Source organism: Microbispora bryophytorum (assembly GCF_006874465.1).
Lineage (GTDB): Bacteria > Actinomycetota > Actinomycetes > Streptosporangiales > Streptosporangiaceae > Microbispora > Microbispora bryophytorum.
In genome coordinates, this window is the sequence record NZ_VIRL01000015.1 from 142,524 (window position 1) to 159,563 (window position 17,040).

The following is a 17,040-nucleotide window of genomic DNA, read 5'->3' on the forward strand; positions in this document are numbered from 1 at the left end:
TTGCGTCCTTCCGCGCGTCCTTCCGCACACAGCCTCCGGTCGGCTTGGTCAGAAACTCGGTTATGGACGGTCAAATCTCCCCTAAGATCAGCCGTCATGATTTCGGAAACGTTTTCCGTCTCCCGGAGGAACGCCCTGCGCCTGCTGGCGGGCGGCGCCGCGGCGGGGCTGGCCGGCGGGCTCCCCACGTCACCGGCGAGCGCGGCGGCCCGCGCCTGGAGCGTCACCGGCCGTAGCGCGACGTCGCTCAAGCCGTTCGACGACACGCTGAAGCGCTTCATGACGGACCGGGCGATCCCCTACGCGTCCCTGGCCGTGGTCCGCAAGGGCAAGCTCGTGCTCGCCCGGGGCTACAACTGGACGGCGGACACCTCGTTCTCGGCGGGGCCCACCTCGCTGTTCCGCATCGCGAGCCTGAGCAAGCCGATCACCGCCGCCGCGGTGCTGAAGCTGGCGCAGGACGGCAAGCTCAGCCTCTCGGCCAAGGTCGCGCCGCTGCTGGGGCTGAGCACGACCGCCGACCCGCGCCTCGCCAACGTCACCGTGACCCACCTGCTGCAGCACCTCGGCGGGTGGGATTCCGGAGTCTCGGGCGACCCGATGTTCAGGGACCAGGTCATCGCCTCGGCGCTCGGCGTCTCGCTGCCGATCACACAGGCGCACATCGTCAAGCACACGTCCGGCCTCAAGCTCGACCACGCGCCGGGCACGACATACGCGTACTCGAACTACGGGTACGTTCTCCTGCAGAAGATCATCGAGAAGGCGAGCGGGGTCTCCTACGCGAGCTACGTCCAGAGCAAGGTGCTGACGCCCCTCAAGATCAGCCGGATGACGCTCGGCAGGACCGCGAAGAGCCTCCGCAAGTCGGGCGAGGCGCCGTACTTCTCGCAGTACACCGGCAAGAGCGTGATCGACACCTCCGGCTCCGTGGTGCCCTTCCCGTACGGCGGGTTCAACCTCGAGAACATGGCCGCGCACGGCGGCTGGCTCGCCACGGCCGTCGACCTGGCCAAGTTCACCACCCTCTTCGACGCGGCCGGCGTGCTGACCTCGGCGTCGATCTCCAAGGCGTTCGCCAAGCCGTCGATCGGAGTCAACCCCGACGGCTGGTACTACGGCCTCGGCTGGCAGGTCCGCCCGGTCACCGGGGGCCTCAACACCTGGCACACGGGGTCGCTGGCCGGCACCTCCACACTCATGGTGCGGCGCTACGACGGGCTGAGCTGGGTCGTGCTGTTCGACCAGCGCGACGACGCCTCGGGGCTGAACTACGGCGCCATCGACTCCCTTCTCCACACCGCCGCCAACTCGGTGAAGTCCTGGCCCACCAACAACCTGTTCTCCACGTACGGTCTGTAAATGTGGACGACGTCTGGGACCTGGTGGTGGTCGGCGCCGGGCCGGCGGGCTCGGCCGCCGCGCTGCGGGCCAGGCAGCTCGATCCCGGCTGCCGGGTGCTGCTGCTGGACCGGGCGGCCTTCCCTCGTGACAAGGCCTGCGGCGACGGCATCGCCGCCCACGCGCGGCAGGAGCTCGCGCTGCTCGGGCTGCCCGGCCTGCTCGACGACCACCGCCCGACGCCGCGCCTGTCGGTGACGTCCCCCGGCGGAGCCCATGTCTCGGCCGTCGTCGCGCGGCCCAACCACGTGGTGCCCCGCCGGGTCTTCGACGCCCGGCTGGTCGAGGCGGCGCGGGCGCGCGGCGTGGAGGTGCGCCGCCACCGGGTGCGTACGCTGACCGCCCTCGGCGGGCACATCGTGATCGACGGCCACCTGGTCGCCCGGGTGGTCGTCGCCGCCGACGGCGCCAACTCGTCCGTACGGCGGCTGATCGGCGTCCCGCCGAGCCCGGACCGGCACACGGCGATCGCGGTGCGCGGGTACGCCGACGTGCCGCCGGACGACGACGAGCAGGTCATCGTCATGCGGAGCGAGGCCTGGCCGGCCTACGCCTGGTCGTTCCCGGTGGGCGACGGCACGGCCAACGTCGGCTACGGCCTGCTGCTGCCGACGCTGAGACAGACCGGGCTGCCGGGCCGCGAGATCCTGCACGGGCGGCTGGCCCGGCTCCTGCCCCTGCTGGGGGAGATCAGCTCGCCCGTCCGCGACCTGCGGGCACATCACCTGCCGCTGTCGAGCGGGCGGCCGGTGCCGGGGGCGGGCCGGGTGCTGCTGGCCGGCGACGCGGCGAGCCTCGTCAACCCGCTGACCGGCGAGGGCATCTACTACGCGCTGCTGTCGGGGCGGCTGGCCGCCGAGGCGGCGATCGGTTCGCCGGACCACCCGCTGCGGGCCTACCGACGCGGGCTGCGCGGGGCGCTCGGGCGGCACCTGCGCACCACCGACATGCTCGCCCTGGCCGCCCGCTCCCCCGGCTTCATCGACGCGGCGATCACCGTCGCCGCCCGCCGCACCGAGGTGTTCGACCTGCTCGTCGACGTCGGGCTCGGGGCGGGCACCGTGCCGCCGCGCCTGGCGGCGGCCGTCGCCCTCCGCTGGCTTCGCGACCTCACCTGAGCCCTCTCACCGGGACGGCAGGCCGTACTCCGCGTCGAGGTCGCGCACCCGCCTGCCTGCCCGCGCCCGCGCCGGGGATCCGGCGGGCAGCGCGGCCAGCAACGCCTGCCAGGCGACGATGTCGTCCCTTCCCCACGGCGCCCGCGTCCATCGTTCGAGCAGCGCGGGGTCGCGCCGGGCCACCAGCAGGTCGCGTACGCCGTCGTCCAGCAGGCGGCGCTGCCAGACGACGCCGGGCGCGTCCGAACCGGGCAGGAGCGGCCCCCGGTAGGCCCGCAGCGCGGCGTCGGGGTTCGCGTCGGCCAGGTGCTCGGCGAGCGTCTGGAAGTCGGCCCGCACCGGCACCCGCAGCCGGTACGGACGGGAGTCGAGCAGCGGGCCGAGCCGGTGGCGCAGCCGGGACAGCTCCGCGCGGAGTGTGACGGGGTTCAGCATGCGGTCGCCGTACAGTTCCGCGCTGAGCTGGTCGCTGCTCAGCCCCCCGGGGTGGCAGGCCAGCAGCACGACGATCTCGCTGTGCCGGGGGCCGAGCCTGATGCGGCGCGGGCCCTCGGTGAGCACGGCGTCGTCCCGGCCCAGTGCCGTGAGCGTCACGGCGGACGCCGGGCCCGCAACGGGAAGCGTCGCCCCGTGGTTGGAAGCAAGGTGGGCCTCGGCGGCGCGGGCCGCCGCCTGGACGAGGGCCAGGCTGTAGGGGCTGGCCAGATTGTCGCCGCCGGTGACGTCGACCGCGCCGAGCAGGCGGCCGGTGTGCGGGTCGTGGACCGGCGCGGCGGCGCAGGTCCACGGCTGCACCGGCACGGCGAAGTGCTCGGCCGCGAAGATCTGCACCGGGTGACCGACCGTGAGCGCGACGCCGGGGGCGTTGGTGCCCGCGTGGGACTCGTCCCACCGGGCCCCGGCGACGAAGTTCATCCGCTCGGCCCGCGCCCGCGCCCCGCGATGTCCCTCGACCCACAGCAGCCGGCCGGCCGCGTCGCACACCGCGAGCAGGTGCCGCCCGTCGTCGGCGATGCCGCCCAGCAGATCGCGGAACAGCGGCAGCACCTTGGCCAGCGGGTGCGCGCTGCGATACTCCTCCAGCCCGGCGTCGGTCAGTTCGAGCGGCGCGAGCGCGTCGGGGTCGACCGCGCGGGCCGACCGCCGCCACGAGTCGGCGACCACCGCCCGCACCGGACCGTCGATCGGGCCGTCGATCGCCCCGGCCGACAGGAAGCGCTCGTGAGCGCGGCGCAGCTCACCGGCACGCTCCGTCGCGTCGGCCCCGGATTCAAGCGCGAGCCATGGGTTGGTCACGGCGCCCTCACTCTCCGCGTCTTCAGGCGCCATCGTCACCCACGCCCGGGCGCGCGACAAGGGCCCGTCAGCCGCCCGGCCCCCTGAGCCCGAGCCACGGCGTGAACGGGTCCGCGGGCGGCTCGCCCGCCCAGGCGACGTACCCGTCCGGCCGGACGGGTATGTCCGGGCCGGGGAGCACGGTGAGATGGCCGGCGAAGCCGTCGGCGCGCGCGGCGAGCCGTGGGTCGCGCGTGACGAGCAGGAAGCGTGCGGTACGGCAGTGGCCGGCGAGGTGGCTGCCGTCGTCGAGCACGAGATCGGGCGCCACGCGACCGTGCAACCGGCCGGCACCGGAGATCCGCTTCAGCACGTACGTCGCGCCGGGGACGGTGTCGATCAGGTCGGCGACCACGGCGCGCAACGCCGCGGTGCGGGCGTCGGGACGGCCGAGCGCGGTCTGCGCGTCGCTCCAGCCCTGCACCCACGCGCCGACCGGATGACGCTCCTCGGTATAGGTGTCGAGCAGCCCCTCAGGCGCCCATCCGCGGACGGTCGCGGCGAGCTTCCAGCCGAGGTTCATCGCGTCGCCGACGCCGAGGTTGAGGCCCTGTCCACCGGCCGGCGAATGGATGTGCGCGGCGTCGCCCGCCAGCAGGACCCGGCCCGCCCGATAGGTGGCGGCCTGCCGGGTGGCGTCGGTGTACCTGGTGCCCGCGCTCACCGAGACGACGCCGGGATCGATCCCGGCGACCCGGCGCAGGCACCCGGCGATCTCCTCCGTGGTGACCGGCGCATTCCTGTCGGCGGGCGGAGGGCCGGAGTTCGACAATGTGGAGCCGCCCCGGCACCGGGCCGTGCGCGTACGAGCCCCGGCCGGTGCGCACCCAGCCGCTCAGCGGAAGCAGGTCCGGCTCCGTCATCTCGACCCAGATGTCCTTGTCGATGTCGCCGGCGGCCTGCGGGCCCATCGGTCCGAGCTCGTCGATCGCGGCACCTCAACGTACCCGGGAGACCCTCCTTCACACGCTCCGGCGGGCGCGTGCCATGGCGGCCAGGCGCGTGCGCTGCTCCGGGGTGAGACGCGCCAGCCGCTCGCGCGGATCCGGCCGCGTCATGACCGCGTCGGTCCCGATGAGCGCCTCGGCGTGCTCGGCCGCGACACGCACGGAGTCCTCCGACGCGGCGTCGGCCGCGAGCGGCGCGATCCGCTCCCGGTATCCGCCGCCGGCCGCGCCGGGGGCCGCGGAGTCCAGGGCCCGGGCCAGCAGGTCGGCCGTCCGGTCCTCGGTCCAGTGCGTCACGGGCAGCCAGGTCGCCACCCCCGCGCGCTCCAGCCGCTCGGCGTTGTCCGGACGGTCGACGCCGTGCGCGAGCAGCACCTGCGGGGTCGCCGACGACAGCGCACGGGCGAGTGTGCCGATCCCGCCGTGATGGACGACCGCGGCGACATGGGGCATGACCGTCGCGAACGGCGCCGAGGGCACCCATTCCACCCCGTCGGGCAGCGACTCGGGCTGGAACGACGGGTGCCGGTTCACCAGCAGGGCCTTCCTCCCGATCCGCCGGCACGCCCGCGCCGCCACGTCGTAGAACCGATCGTGCAGCACCTGCCCGGTGCCACCGGTGATCAGCACCGGTGGCTCGGCCCAGTCCGGGACCGTCCCCTCCGCCGTGTCGCCGAGCACGAACCCGCAGCGGACGACGCCCGCCGGCGCCGGGAGGCCCGCCGCGTCGAACCATTCCGGCCACAGCGCGAGCTGGGTCTTGGCGCTCGTCAGGTAGGCGACCCAGTCGCGCACCGGCCGCAGGCCGAACTCCTGGAAGACGTCGTCGTACCCCTGCCCGAGCACGCGTCTGAAGAGGTTCCCGAGCACCGGCAACGAGACGTACTGGTGGGGTGTGACGGACACCAGCGCGACCGGCACCCCGCGACGCTCGGCGGCCATCAGCGCGGCGATGCCCGAGGTGTGCCGGGCGACCACCACGGTCTCCCCCGGCCGGTAGTGCGCCTCGATCATGCGGACCTCGTCGGCCAGCAGCTCGAACAGGCCGTTGCGCCGGTAGAGCGCGAGCACGCCTTCGGGGTCTTTCAGGGGATCGAGCATGTAGCGCCGGGCGTCGTCCAGGTGCCGGTCGTAGCCCTCCGCCGTGTCGATCGGCAGGTGCCGCAGGCCCGCGGCCGCGATCCGGTCGGCGAACCAGGAGTGCGTCATCACGACGACGTCGTGGCCGCGCGCGGCCAGCTCGCGCCCGATCCGTACGAACGGGAGCACGTCGCCGTTGGTGCCGTGGGTGCTCAGCAGCATCGTGGCCATGCGGATCAGCCGTTCCCCGAGTCGAGCAGGGCGTCGATCTCCTCGTCCGACAGGCCCGCGAGCTCGTCGAGCAGCCCGGCCAGCTCCTCGTCGTCGGCGTCGGCCAGTTGCCGCTCCTCGATCGCCTTCGCGACCTCCGCGACGGTGAACGAGGTGGTGTAGAGCGTGTCGAAGGGCAGCTCGACGCCGAACTCGGCGCGCACCCGCGCCATGAACTGCACCAGCCGCAGCGAGTGGCCGCCCAGCTGGAAGAAGCCGTCGCTCACCGAGGTCGGCGCCACGTCGAGCAGCTCGGCCCACATCCGCATGACCGCCGCCTCGACGGGGCTCGCTCCGGCCACCTCCGTCACGGGACGGGCCGCCCGCATGGCGTCGAGGATCGCGTCGGCGCCGGTCAGCCGGGTCGCGATCCGTTCGACGGCCGCCCAGCCGGCGGAGGCGGCGGGTTCGACGGGTCCGGTGGTCCCGGCGGGCCCCGCTGCCCTCTCCTCAGCAGGGCCCGGCGTGTGGACGACGGCCGCCGCGTCCGCCGCGCCGAGGACGTACCAGGCCTCCTCCTCGCCGGACGGCTCCACCGTCGCCGGCAGGGCGGCCAGGAAGTCCCTGGCCGGTTGGTTGCGCTCGGTCGCCCGGAAGGCGAGGGCCACCCGGGCCAGCCCCCGCTCCCGCGCGAGCGCCCCCAGGTGCGCGAGCATGCGGTGCTCCACCCCGCGCCCGAGCGCCCGGCAGCTGAGCAGGAACGCGCCGGCGCGCAGCGTGTCCCCCTCCGTACGCACGTCGGTGAGGCCGACGACGCCGTAGTCCCCGAAGCGGTCGCGCACGTCCACGACGAACTTCTCCTCGCCGTCCAGGCGGCGCGCCCCCGAGAGGTTGAACTGGTTGGTCCGCTCGGCGAGCTGAACGGCCCGGGCCTCATGCTCGGGACCGGCGGGGGTGATGGTCACCCGCAGGTCGAGCGTGGCGAAGAAGTCGGCGAGGGACATCTCGCCCCTGGCCTGCTCTCGCTGCCGCTCCTCCTGGTAGCGGCGGGTGCGCTCGCGGTCGGCCTCGGTGACCGCGGTCAGGTCGAGCGGCCAGCAGTGGCGGAGGAAGGCCGCCGCCTCCGCGGCGCCGGCCGGGAGCCGGAGGGTCAGCACCTCGGGGCAGCCGGCCCGGACCTCGGCGCACTCGACCGGGCTGTCGTCGAGGAAGACGAACGAGTCGAGCCCGAGGTCGAGCTCGGCGGCGAGCGAGCGCAGCGACTGAGACTTGGCCTCCCACCCGACGCGCATCGCGGCGACGTCGTCCAGGCCGACCGGCAGCTCCGGATGCCGGGCGAACACCTCGCGGACGTCCTTCTCCTCGTTCTTGCTGCACAGGCACAGCAGCCTGCCCGCGGCGACCTGGCGGGCCAGCTCCCGCCAGATCTCCAACCGCTGCGGGCCGATGACCACGCCGTCGGGGCCGTCCTCGCCGACCACGCCGTCCCAGAGTGTGCCGTCGCAGTCCACGGCGACGACCTTGGGCCGCGGGGTGGTCATGGCGTGCAGGCGGCGGGCGGCCGCGGCGGCCAGCGCGGCGAAGTAACGGTCGGTGTAGGGGACGTTGCCGGTCCGGTCGGCGAAGGCGTCGTGGACGGCCTCCGGCTCGGGCTCGTACGGCTCGGCGGAGGTGAGCACGGAAACGGCCCGGTCGCCCTCGAACGCCCGGGCCAGTCTGGAGGCGAGGCGCGCGTGGGCCTCGGGGGAGCCGTGCTCGGGCGACGGAGGGCAGACGACGAGCACGTGGGGCGTGCCGGACGCGCGCGCCGAGGTGCGCAGCGCGGCGACGAGGTCGGTGGCCACGGCCTCCACCTGGTCGAGCCCGTCCTGCCCGGCGGTCAGATCCTCGGCGGCCGAATCCTCGGCGACCAGATCCTCCGCCCGGACCAGCACGACGGCGGCGCCGGCCCGGCCGAGCACGCTGCCCGGGTCGAGGAGCGAGGGGAAGACCTGGTCGTACGGAGCGAAGGCGACCTCCCCTTCGACGCCGATTTCGGCGAGCCAGAACCTCAGCGCGTCCCCGAGCGGCTCGGCGGTGAAGGTCGCGGCGACCCCAAGTCCGATCTTGTTCACTGCGGTTTCCCTTTCGAGAGCGCGATCAGTCGGACATGGCCACGAGGATCCGGCGGGAGCCGGTGAAGGGCCTGCGGCCGTGCCCGACCAGCACGTTGTCGATCAGCAGCAGGTCGCCGTTCCGCCAGTCGACGTCCACCGCGTTGTCCAGGCCCCTGTCACGCACCTGGATCACGTACTCACCGGGGATCGGGGCGCCGTCGGGGAACGTCACCGACTGTGGCAGCTCCTCCGGCGGCATGAGTTCGGCGAGCATGGCCGCGGCCTCGTCGCCCAGCGAGGCGGGGTGCCACTGGTCGGCCTGGTTGAACCACACCTCGGTCCCGGTCACAGGGTGCCGGGTGGTGGCGGGCCTGATCTGGGAGATCCGCACGCCGCCGTCGGGCCGCCACTGCCAGTCCGCTCCGATGCGGTCGAGGAACCCGGCCACCTCGTCGCGGTCCTCGGTCTCGAACGTCTCCTGCCAGCTCTTGCCGAGTCCCCGGCCGGCGTGCAGGTTCTGGGTGTAGCGCACGCCCTTGGCGAAGGCCTCCCTGACCTCGTCGTCGAGCGACTCCAGCCAGCGCACGCCGTCCACGACCGGGGTGGCCCCGCCGGTCGCGGCCGCCTTCTCGCAGTAGAACAGCAGCCGCGAGGGCCAGGTGGCGGAGTACGACAACTCGTTGTGCATGGAGATCGTGTACTCGGGCGGGTACTCGGTCGAGGTGTAGACGTTGCCGCCCACCTTGGTGCGGGGCGAGTTGCCGTGGACGTAGGCCAGCCGGTTGGGCAGCAGCAGGTCCATGACGGGATCGAGCGTCTCGGGCGTGACGCCGAACCCCCGGAAGACGAGCGCCTTCTCCCGGACCAGCAGGTCGCCCAGGTTCAATCCGCGCAGCCGTTCCATCAGCCCCTCGGGTGTGGCGGCGGAGCCGTCCGGGGTTATTTCCAGAGGCTTCCAGAAGTCGTCCATGCGTCCTCCTTCTGCGCGGGATCAGGCCGCGGCCGAGCACGGGGAAAAGTCGAATTAAGGAGGCAGGCGGGCCCTCGAATAGGCGGCGCCCCTGCGGAAAGAGATTCCGGCGGCCAACATAGAACCCGAATCGGGTCACGCGCAAGAAACATGTTTCATCCGTTTTCTCGACGGTGTCAGTCAAATTGTCCGACACCCATCTGTGTGCGCCGGCAATGCTGACGACCACTCATGTTCTGCACGCCACAGCCGATGACGGAAGGTCGATTTCCCAATACTCTTCGCACCTGACCGCAGGTAGAAGTGAGGCTTGCGTTACCCAGCGTGCATCACGTATCGTAAAATAATCCCTTTCGTGGGAGCGCTCCCATGCATGTCGGCCCGAAACGCGGCGAGAGACGCGGCAAGATCCCGCGGAATCGATGATCAAGCGTTTTCTGGTTCAACCACTTTTCTGCGTGGTCAGCTGGTCCTGCGCATGAATTGCGCAGAGAGGAGAACGCTCGGTGACGATATCGCCGACGACTGAAAACGAGCATCTAATAGCGTCGCTTTCCCCACGCAGGCAGGAGGCCCTGCGCCGGCTCCTCGCCGCCAGAGCCGCCAGGGCCGCCGCCGCGGACGCGATCACCCCGCGCGGCGGGGGACCCGCTCTCTGCTCCTACGAGCAGACCCAGATGTGGCTCGGCGCCCGCTTCGCCGAGGGCGCTCCGGCGCCGAACGCCACGATCGGCCTGCGGCTCACCGGCCCGCTCGACACCCGGGCCCTGACCGTCGCCCTGGACAGCCTGGTCGAACGCCACGAGATCCTGCGTACGGTCTACGAGGGCGACGGGCACGAGCCCCGCCAGATCGTCCTCGACCCCGGGCCGGCGCCGCTCGACGTCGTCGACCTGCGGGAGCTGCCGGAGGCCGAGCGGGAGGCCCGGGCCCGGGAGATCACGTCCAGAGCCGCCGTGGAACGCTTCGACCTGGAGACCGGGCCGGTCCACCGCACGACGCTGGTCCGCCTGGCCGACGAGGACCACGTGCTGATGTTCGTCTGCCACCACATCGCCTGCGACGGGTGGTCGGTCGGCATCATCGTGGACGAGCTGACCAGCGTGTACGCGTCCGCCCACGAGGGCCGGCCCGCCGAGGTGGCCACGCCGCCGCTCCAGTACGCCGACTACGCGGCCTGGTCGCGGCGTGAGCTGACCGGCGAGCAGCGTGACCGGCGGCTCGCCTACTGGCGCGACCGGCTCGACGGCGCGAGCGCGGTGGAGCTTCCCATCGCACGGGACGGCCAGACCCTCACCGAGGGCAACCGGAGCGACTGCCACCTGTTCACGCTGCCGGACGAGGTCCTGCGGGCGCTGCAGGAGGCCGGCGGCGCCGGAACCACCCCGTTCGTGGCCCTGCTCACGGTCTTCTCGATGATGCTCGCGCGCTACACCGGGCAGGGCGACCTGACGATCGCCACGGTGGACGGCGGCCGGCGCCGGGTGGAGCTGGAGCCCGTGCTGGGCTGCTTCGTCAACGCCCTGCCGCTGCGCGCCGACCTGTCGGGCGCCGCGTCGTTCCGGGAGGCGGCGGCCGGGGTGCGGCGCAGGCTCGGCGAGGCGCTCGCCAACCACCTGCCGTTCTCGGAACTGGCCGGGGCGCTGAGCGACCGGGACGCCCGCAACTTCTCGCTGTCCACCGTCGGCTTCTCGCTGCGCGTCTTCCGCGACCAGCGCGGGCGCTGGCCCGGGCTGGAGGCGTCGGTCTGGGAGCACGAGGTCGACGACTTCACCTACGACCTCGCGCTGCTCGTGCACCTGAACGGCGCCGGCGACCCCGAGCTCTACCTCACCTACCAGAAGGACCGGTTCGACGCGGACTCCGTCGTCCGGATGGCCGGGCACTACCGGGCGCTGGCCGAGCGGATCGCCGCCGCCCCGGACACCCCGCCGGCCGACCTTGAGCTGCTCACCGACGCCGAGCGCGACGTGGTGCTGGGCACCTGGAACGACACGGCCCGGCCGTACCCGGACGTGGCCCTGCCCGAGCTGCTGGAGCGCCACGCGGACTCCGACGCGGTCGCGGTCCGTTTCGAGGGCCGCACGACCACGTACGCCGAGCTGCACGCCCGCGCCAACCAGGTCGCCCACCTGCTGCGCGAGCGGGGCGTCGGCCCCGAGGACACGGTGGGCGTGCTGCTCGACCGGACCCCGGACCTCATCGCCTGCCTGATGGGCGTGTGGAAGGCGGGCGCGGCCTACCTGCCGATGGATCCCAAGTTCCCCGCGCAGCGCGTCCGCGACATGCTGTCGATCGCCGCGACCCCGCTGGTCCTGACCTCGGCGGGTTACGCGCAGCTGTTCGACGGTGTCCGCATGGACGGCGCGGACGTGGACATCGTGGACGTGGACGGCGGCCTGCTCGACGCGCAGCCGCGCGACCCGGCCGGCGTGCCGTACGACATCGACCGGCTGGCCTATGTGATCTTCACGTCGGGGTCCACCGGCAAGCCGAAGGGCGTGCAGGTCACCCATCGCGGGCTGGTGAACCACGTGTGGTGGGCGGTGGAGGACCTGGCGTCCCAGGGAGACGGCGGCGCCCCGCTGTTCGGCTCGGTGGCGTTCGACCTCGTGGTGCCCAACCTGTGGGCGCCGCTCGTCACCGGTCAGCGGGTCACCGTGCTGCCGCAGGACTTCGACATGGGCGAGCTGGGCGCGCTGCTGGCGGCGGGCGGGCCGTACGCCTTCATCAAGTGCACCCCCGGCCACCTGGAGGTGCTCGGTCACCAGATCGACGCCCGGCAGGCCGCGGCGCTCGCCGGGAAGATCGTCGTGGCGGGCGAGGCGCTGCCCGGCTCGATGGCCAACCGGTGGCTGGAGATGCTCGGCCCGGGCCGGCTGATCAACGAGTACGGCCCCACCGAGGCGTCTGTCGGGACGTGTATCTATCCGGTGCGGGACGCCCAGCTCGTGGAGGTCGTCCCCATCGGGCGCCCGCTGCCCAACATGCGGATGTACGTCCTGGACGCCAACCGGCGGCTGCAGCCGGTCGGCGTGCCGGGCGAGCTGTACGTCGGCGGCGTGGGCGTCACCCGCGGCTACATGAACCGGCCGGACCTCACCGAGGAGCGGTTCCTTCCCGACCCCTTCCATCCCGCTTCCGGGGATGGGGGCGGGCGGATGTACCGCACCGGCGACCGGGTGGCCTGGACGCGCGACGGGAACGTGGCCTTCCTCGGCCGGTTCGACGACCAGGTGAAGATCCGCGGCTACCGCATCGAGCTGGACGAGGTGCGCGCGGCCGTCCTCGACCACCCCGGCGTGCGCGACGCGGTCGTCACCGTGCACGCGTTCACGCCGGAGGACAAGCGGCTCGTCGCCTACTACGTCCCCACAGGTCCGGAGTTGTCCGAGCTGGCGGAGCACTGCGCGACGCGGCTGCCGGAATACATGGTCCCGTCGGTGTTCGTGCCGCTGGAGACCATCCCGCTCAACGCCAACGGCAAGGTGGACCGCAAGGCGCTGCCCGATCCGGTGGTCCGGGTGGGCGACGACCTGGCCGAGCCGACGACCGAGACCGAGATCGTGGTGGCCGGCGTCTGGCGGGAGGTCCTCGGCATCGAGGCCGTCTCGATCGACAGCGACTTCAACGCGCTCGGCGGCCACTCGCTGCTGCTCATCCGCATGGTCGCCAAGCTGCGCCAGGCGCTGCCCGCCGACGGCTACCAGGTGACCGTGCTCGACGCGATCGCCAACCGCACCGTGCGGGACCTGGCCGCGCTGATCGACGCCGCCCGGCAGGCGCCGGAAGACACCGAGGACGGCCCGCGCGGCCTGCTGGTCGAGCTCACCCGGCCGGTCAAGGCGCCGACGCTGTCCCTGGTCTGCATCCCGTACGGCGGGGCCAGCGCGATGGTCTACCAGCCGCTGGCCGACGCGCTGCCGGAGGGCCACTCGCTGTTCGCGGTCGCCCTGCCCGGCCACGAGCTGGGCGTCGAGGAGAGCACCATCCCGTTCCACGAGGCCGCCCAGCGGGTCTGCGACGAGGTGGTCGACCGCGTGCGCGGCCCCGTCGCGCTGTACGGCCACTGCGTCGGCAGCGCGCTGACCGCCGAGATCGCGCGGCGGCTCGAGGCGGCCGGGCGGCGCGTCGAGGCCGTCTACACGGGCGGCAGCTTCCCGTTCGCCACCCCGAGCAAGGGCTTCAACGGCCTGCTCGGGCGGATCTTCCGCAGCAAGGCGCTGGACAACGCCAACGCGCACGCCAACTGGCTGCGTGCGATGGGCGCCGACCTGCAGGATCTCGATCCCGAGCAGGTCGACCACATCATCCGCACGATGCGGGTGGACGCGCGGGCCGGTGAGGACTACTTCAGCGAGCTCGTGGAGCAGCAGAGCCCGCAGCTGCGCGCCCCGGTGATCTCGATCGTCGGCGACCGCGACGCGCTGACCGACTTCTACCAGGAGCGCTACCGCGACTGGCACTGCGTCTCCGAGACCACCGCGCTGGTCGTGATGGCCGAGGCCGGCCACTACTTCCTCCGATACCGCGCCGAAGAGCTGGCCGCGATCGTCACGACCGCCCACACCACGGTGGATCGTCCGCAGGAGTGGCACGTCCCCGAGCCCGGCGCGCCGGCGACCTGGTGGCGGCAGGCCGTGTCCGACGACCGGCGGGCCGACGTCGCCGGGCCGCAGCCCAGCCTGGGCCGGTTCTTCACGGTGGCGACCGGTCAGATCGTCTCCATGATCGGCGCTGTGATGACCGAGTTCGCCGTGCCGATCTGGGCGTACCTGAAGAGCGGCTCGCTGGTGCAGTTCGGGCTGTTCGCCATCATCGGGCTGGTGCCGGGTCTCGTCCTCGCGCCGCTGATCGGCGCGCTCGTCGACCGGTACGACCGCAAGCGGGCGATGCTGGCGGCCGACGGCATCTCCCTGGCCGTGCAGGCCGCGCTGCTCGCGCTGATGACCGCCGACGTGCTGAACATGCCCCTGCTGTACGGCCTGCTCGTGCTGCTGTCGATATCGGTGACCCTGCAACGGGTGGCCTGGCAGTCGGCGGGCCCGCAACTCGCGCCCAAGCACTACCTGCATCACGTCGGCGGCGTCGTCCAGCTCGGCAACGCCGTGGCCCAGCTCATGGTCCCGTTGTTCTCCGTCGCCGTGCTGGCGTTGATCGGCATCGAGGGCATCCTGACCGCCAACGTGATCTGCTACGCGATCGCGTTCGGCGTGACCCTGCTCGTGCGCTTCCCGGCCACGATGGCCTGGCAGCGCAGGGAGACGGTCTCCGCCGAGATCCGCGCCGGCTTCCGCTACCTGCTGCGGCGGCGGGGCCTGCGGGCCATGGCCTTCACGATGTTCATCGTGAACTTCTTCCTGTTCACCGGGTTCATCATGATCTCGCCGCTGGTGCTGTCGGTCGGCGAGCTGGCCGACACCGGGCGGGTGGCGCTGCTCGCCGGGATCGGGGCGGTCTGCGGCGGCGTGATCATCACGCTCTGGGGCGGCCCGCGCGACCGCCGGATGTTCGGCATGCTGGCGGCCGCCGGCGTGCTCGGGATCTTCTGCGCGATCGCCGGTCTGCGCCCGTCGCTCATCCTCATCACGGTCGGCGCCTTCGGCATGTCGCTGATGATGACGATCAGCGACGGCATCTGGCTGACGATCATCCACTCGAAGGTGCCCCAGCGCTATCACGCCCGGGTCATCTCGATCAACCGGATGCTCGCGCTGTCGACCCAGCCGGTCGGCCTGGCCGTACAGGCCTGGCTGGTGGGTCTGGTCTTCGAGCCGCTGATGCGGCCGGACGGCCCGCTGGCCGGCACGGTCGGCACGGTGATCGGGGTCGGCGAGGGCCGCGGCATCGGCCTGCTGTACGTGGTGTGCGGCCTGGCCATCGCGCTCACGATCACGCTGGCCCTGCGTCACCCGGCCCTGGCGAGGTTCGACCAGGAGACCCCGGACGCCGAGCCGGACGACCTGGTCGGCCTGGAGACGCTGCGCAGCCGCCAGGAGGCGAGCGTTCCGGCGCAGCGGGTCCCGGCCGAGCTCTGAGGTGCGCTGACGGAGGAATGCCATACGGGCCGCCGGGTACGGCGGCCCGTATGGACGAGAAGAAGATGAACCCGAAGCAGCTCGCCGAGGAGCTGGCCACCAACGCGCAGGACGACCCGCGGTTCAAGAACCGGACGCCCGGCATCCGGGCCACTCGGCAGGGGTCGGTGGAGCAGGCGGACCAGGACGCCGCCGGCATTGTCGGCGGCAAGGGGATCTCGGGCGGCGGAGCCTCCGGAGGAGGAACGTTCGGGCAGCCGCCGACCGGACGGCTCGACGACGACCAGCTCGCCGACACGGTGGCGGGCACCGGCCTGCCGCCCGACGAGGAGGAGGACGAGGGCGACCGGTGACCGGCCGGGCACGGCCGGCCTGTTTCACGGCATCCCGAGCGGCCTCACGGAATGGCTGGCGGCCTCACGGCATCGCGAGCGCGAGACCGGTGCCCGCTCACGCGTCCTCGGGCTTACGCCGCCGGTTCATCGCGAGCCATCCGGCGTCCCAGGCGGCGTACCTGCGGTGATCCAGACGGCGGCGGACGAGGGCGAGGCACGCCAGCAGGGCCGTCAGCGACAACGCCGCCGTGGCCGTTCCCGACGCGACGCCGTCCGCGACCGTGTCGATCCGGCTCCGCGGGCCGTCGCCCGGCCGGCCCTCGCGATCCAGCCAGATCCGCACGGGCGTGCCGGCCTTGGCCGCCGAGGAAACCGGCGCCTGGCCGGTCACCGTACGGCCGTCGGCGGCCGTCCAGGCGACGCCCGTACGCAGCCGCGCGGCGGTGCCCTCCACCGCGACCCAGGTGGCCGCCGGCGCGTCCCGCGTGACGGTGGCCGTCACCCACCGCCCGGAATGCTCCTCGGCCACGCCGCTGCGATAGACGGCGGCGCCCACGGCGAACGCCGCGACCGCGCTCAGCACGGCCAGGATGAGGAAGGCCAGGACGGCCACGAACTCGACGCGGTCGGTTCCGCGCCGTAACGGATTCCCGTCGGGCAGGTAGCGCCGCATCCGCATCGTCACCGGGCCGGATCGCATCGCGTCACCCCTCCTCCTTCTCGTGCGCAGGGCCGGAAGGCCAGGGTCTCGGCCGGCACGTGGATGTCCGCGGCGGCGGAGTGGAGTCGCGGCGCGTCACACGAAGGCGGCCGTGGACCACCTCGTCCACGACCTGGCGCAGCCGCTCCGTCTCCGCAGACTCGGGCATGCCTTCTCCTTCCGGTCTGTCCTTACCCCCCGCGGTGCGGATCCCATGCCCGACCAACAGATCGGCTCGCGGATCGGCTCACGGATCGGCTCACAGATCGGCGACGAGAAGCCGATATCCGGCGTCGTACTCCTCCATGCCGAGCAGGTCGCGGTGGCGCTCGTGCCAGCGGCCCGACTCCAGGTCGGCCGCGAGCCGGTCCAGGGCCGGCCGTACGATCGACTGATCGAGCTGGGCGAGCACGGACATGCCGGCCTGGACCATGGGATCGAGATAGCCCTCGGGCCTGCGCCAATAGGCGGCGCCGAACCCGTCGGTGCAGTCGTGCGGGATGGGGACCGGCTCGACCCGCGCGCCGCCGAGCAGCCGGACGAGATCGGCGATCGGGACGGCGCGGGCGTCGTCCAGCGCCGCGCCCTCGGGCAGATACTCGCTGAGGAACCAGAAGTCACGGGTGAGCTCCTGGTCCCAGGTGAGGATCACCACGCGGCGCCGCGCGACCCTGCGCAACTCGGCGATCCCGGCCGCGAGGTCCGTCCAGTGGTGGACGGTCAGGATCGCCATCGCGGCGTCGGCCACGCCGTCGGCGAGGGGAAGGGCCTCGGATCGGGCCTGCGGGCGGCGCGGTAGGTCCTGCCGAT

Annotated in this window: 11 protein-coding genes and 1 pseudogene; 4 read left to right on the top strand and 8 right to left on the bottom strand. The window is 72.8% G+C overall.

Annotated features, from left to right (window positions below; all coding sequences use genetic code 11):
• Positions 1-96: 96 nt before the first annotated feature.
• Positions 97-1,362 (top strand): serine hydrolase domain-containing protein, encoded by a 1,266-nt coding sequence (locus tag FLX07_RS24895; RefSeq protein WP_142573921.1) that lies wholly within the window; start codon positions 97-99, stop codon positions 1,360-1,362.
• 2 nt (positions 1,363-1,364) lie between these two features.
• Positions 1,365-2,519: an NAD(P)/FAD-dependent oxidoreductase gene (locus tag FLX07_RS24900; protein ID WP_229689710.1), complete on the top strand. Its 1,155-nt coding sequence runs from the start codon at positions 1,365-1,367 to the stop codon at positions 2,517-2,519.
• 6 nt (positions 2,520-2,525) lie between these two features.
• On the opposite strand, the gene FLX07_RS24905 is transcribed toward FLX07_RS24900, so the two are convergent.
• The 5 genes from FLX07_RS24905 to FLX07_RS24925 form a co-directional block, all read right to left on the bottom strand.
• Positions 2,526-3,815 (bottom strand): GAF domain-containing protein, encoded by a 1,290-nt coding sequence (locus FLX07_RS24905; RefSeq protein ID WP_142573923.1) that lies wholly within the window; start codon positions 3,813-3,815, stop codon positions 2,526-2,528.
• Positions 3,816-3,882: 67 nt separating this feature from the next.
• On the bottom strand, positions 3,883-4,626 hold the full coding sequence (locus FLX07_RS38540; RefSeq protein WP_142573924.1) for an FAD-dependent monooxygenase: 744 nt from the start codon (positions 4,624-4,626) through the stop codon (positions 3,883-3,885).
• A 190-nt stretch (positions 4,627-4,816) separates the two neighbouring features.
• The gene (locus FLX07_RS24915; RefSeq protein WP_142573926.1) at positions 4,817-6,112 is read right to left on the bottom strand and encodes a glycosyltransferase; all 1,296 of its coding nucleotides are present in this window, start codon (positions 6,110-6,112) and stop codon (positions 4,817-4,819) included.
• Positions 6,113-6,117: 5 nt separating this feature from the next.
• Positions 6,118-8,205, bottom strand: coding sequence for an HAD-IIIC family phosphatase (locus FLX07_RS24920; RefSeq protein ID WP_142573928.1), 2,088 nt, complete (start codon positions 8,203-8,205; stop codon positions 6,118-6,120).
• A gap of 25 nt (positions 8,206-8,230) precedes the next feature.
• Positions 8,231-9,157 carry a TauD/TfdA family dioxygenase gene (locus FLX07_RS24925; protein ID WP_142573931.1) on the bottom strand — a complete coding sequence of 309 codons (927 nt, stop codon included), beginning with the start codon at positions 9,155-9,157 and terminating at the stop codon, positions 8,231-8,233.
• A 677-nt stretch (positions 9,158-9,834) separates the two neighbouring features.
• Between FLX07_RS24925 and FLX07_RS24930 the strand changes: the two genes are divergently transcribed.
• Entirely contained in the window at positions 9,835-15,195 is a 5,361-nt protein-coding gene (locus FLX07_RS24930) for a non-ribosomal peptide synthetase/MFS transporter (protein WP_142573933.1), read from the top strand.
• A gap of 50 nt (positions 15,196-15,245) precedes the next feature.
• Entirely contained in the window at positions 15,246-15,548 is a 303-nt protein-coding gene (locus FLX07_RS24935) for a hypothetical protein (protein ID WP_142573935.1), read from the top strand.
• Positions 15,549-15,645: 97 nt separating this feature from the next.
• Here the strand turns inward: FLX07_RS24935 and FLX07_RS24940 are convergent, their stop codons facing one another.
• The 3 genes and pseudogenes from FLX07_RS24940 to FLX07_RS24945 all read right to left on the bottom strand — a co-directional run.
• Positions 15,646-16,230: an Rv1733c family protein gene (locus FLX07_RS24940; RefSeq protein WP_142573937.1), complete on the bottom strand. Its 585-nt coding sequence runs from the start codon at positions 16,228-16,230 to the stop codon at positions 15,646-15,648.
• Between the two features lie 4 nt (positions 16,231-16,234).
• Complete coding sequence (locus FLX07_RS36625) at positions 16,235-16,399, bottom strand: hypothetical protein (RefSeq protein ID WP_167748380.1); 165 nt, start codon at positions 16,397-16,399, stop codon at positions 16,235-16,237.
• A 90-nt stretch (positions 16,400-16,489) separates the two neighbouring features.
• Positions 16,490-17,002 (bottom strand): annotated as a pseudogene (locus FLX07_RS24945) (methyltransferase domain-containing protein); the annotation flags it as partial.
• Positions 17,003-17,040 lie beyond the last annotated feature (38 nt).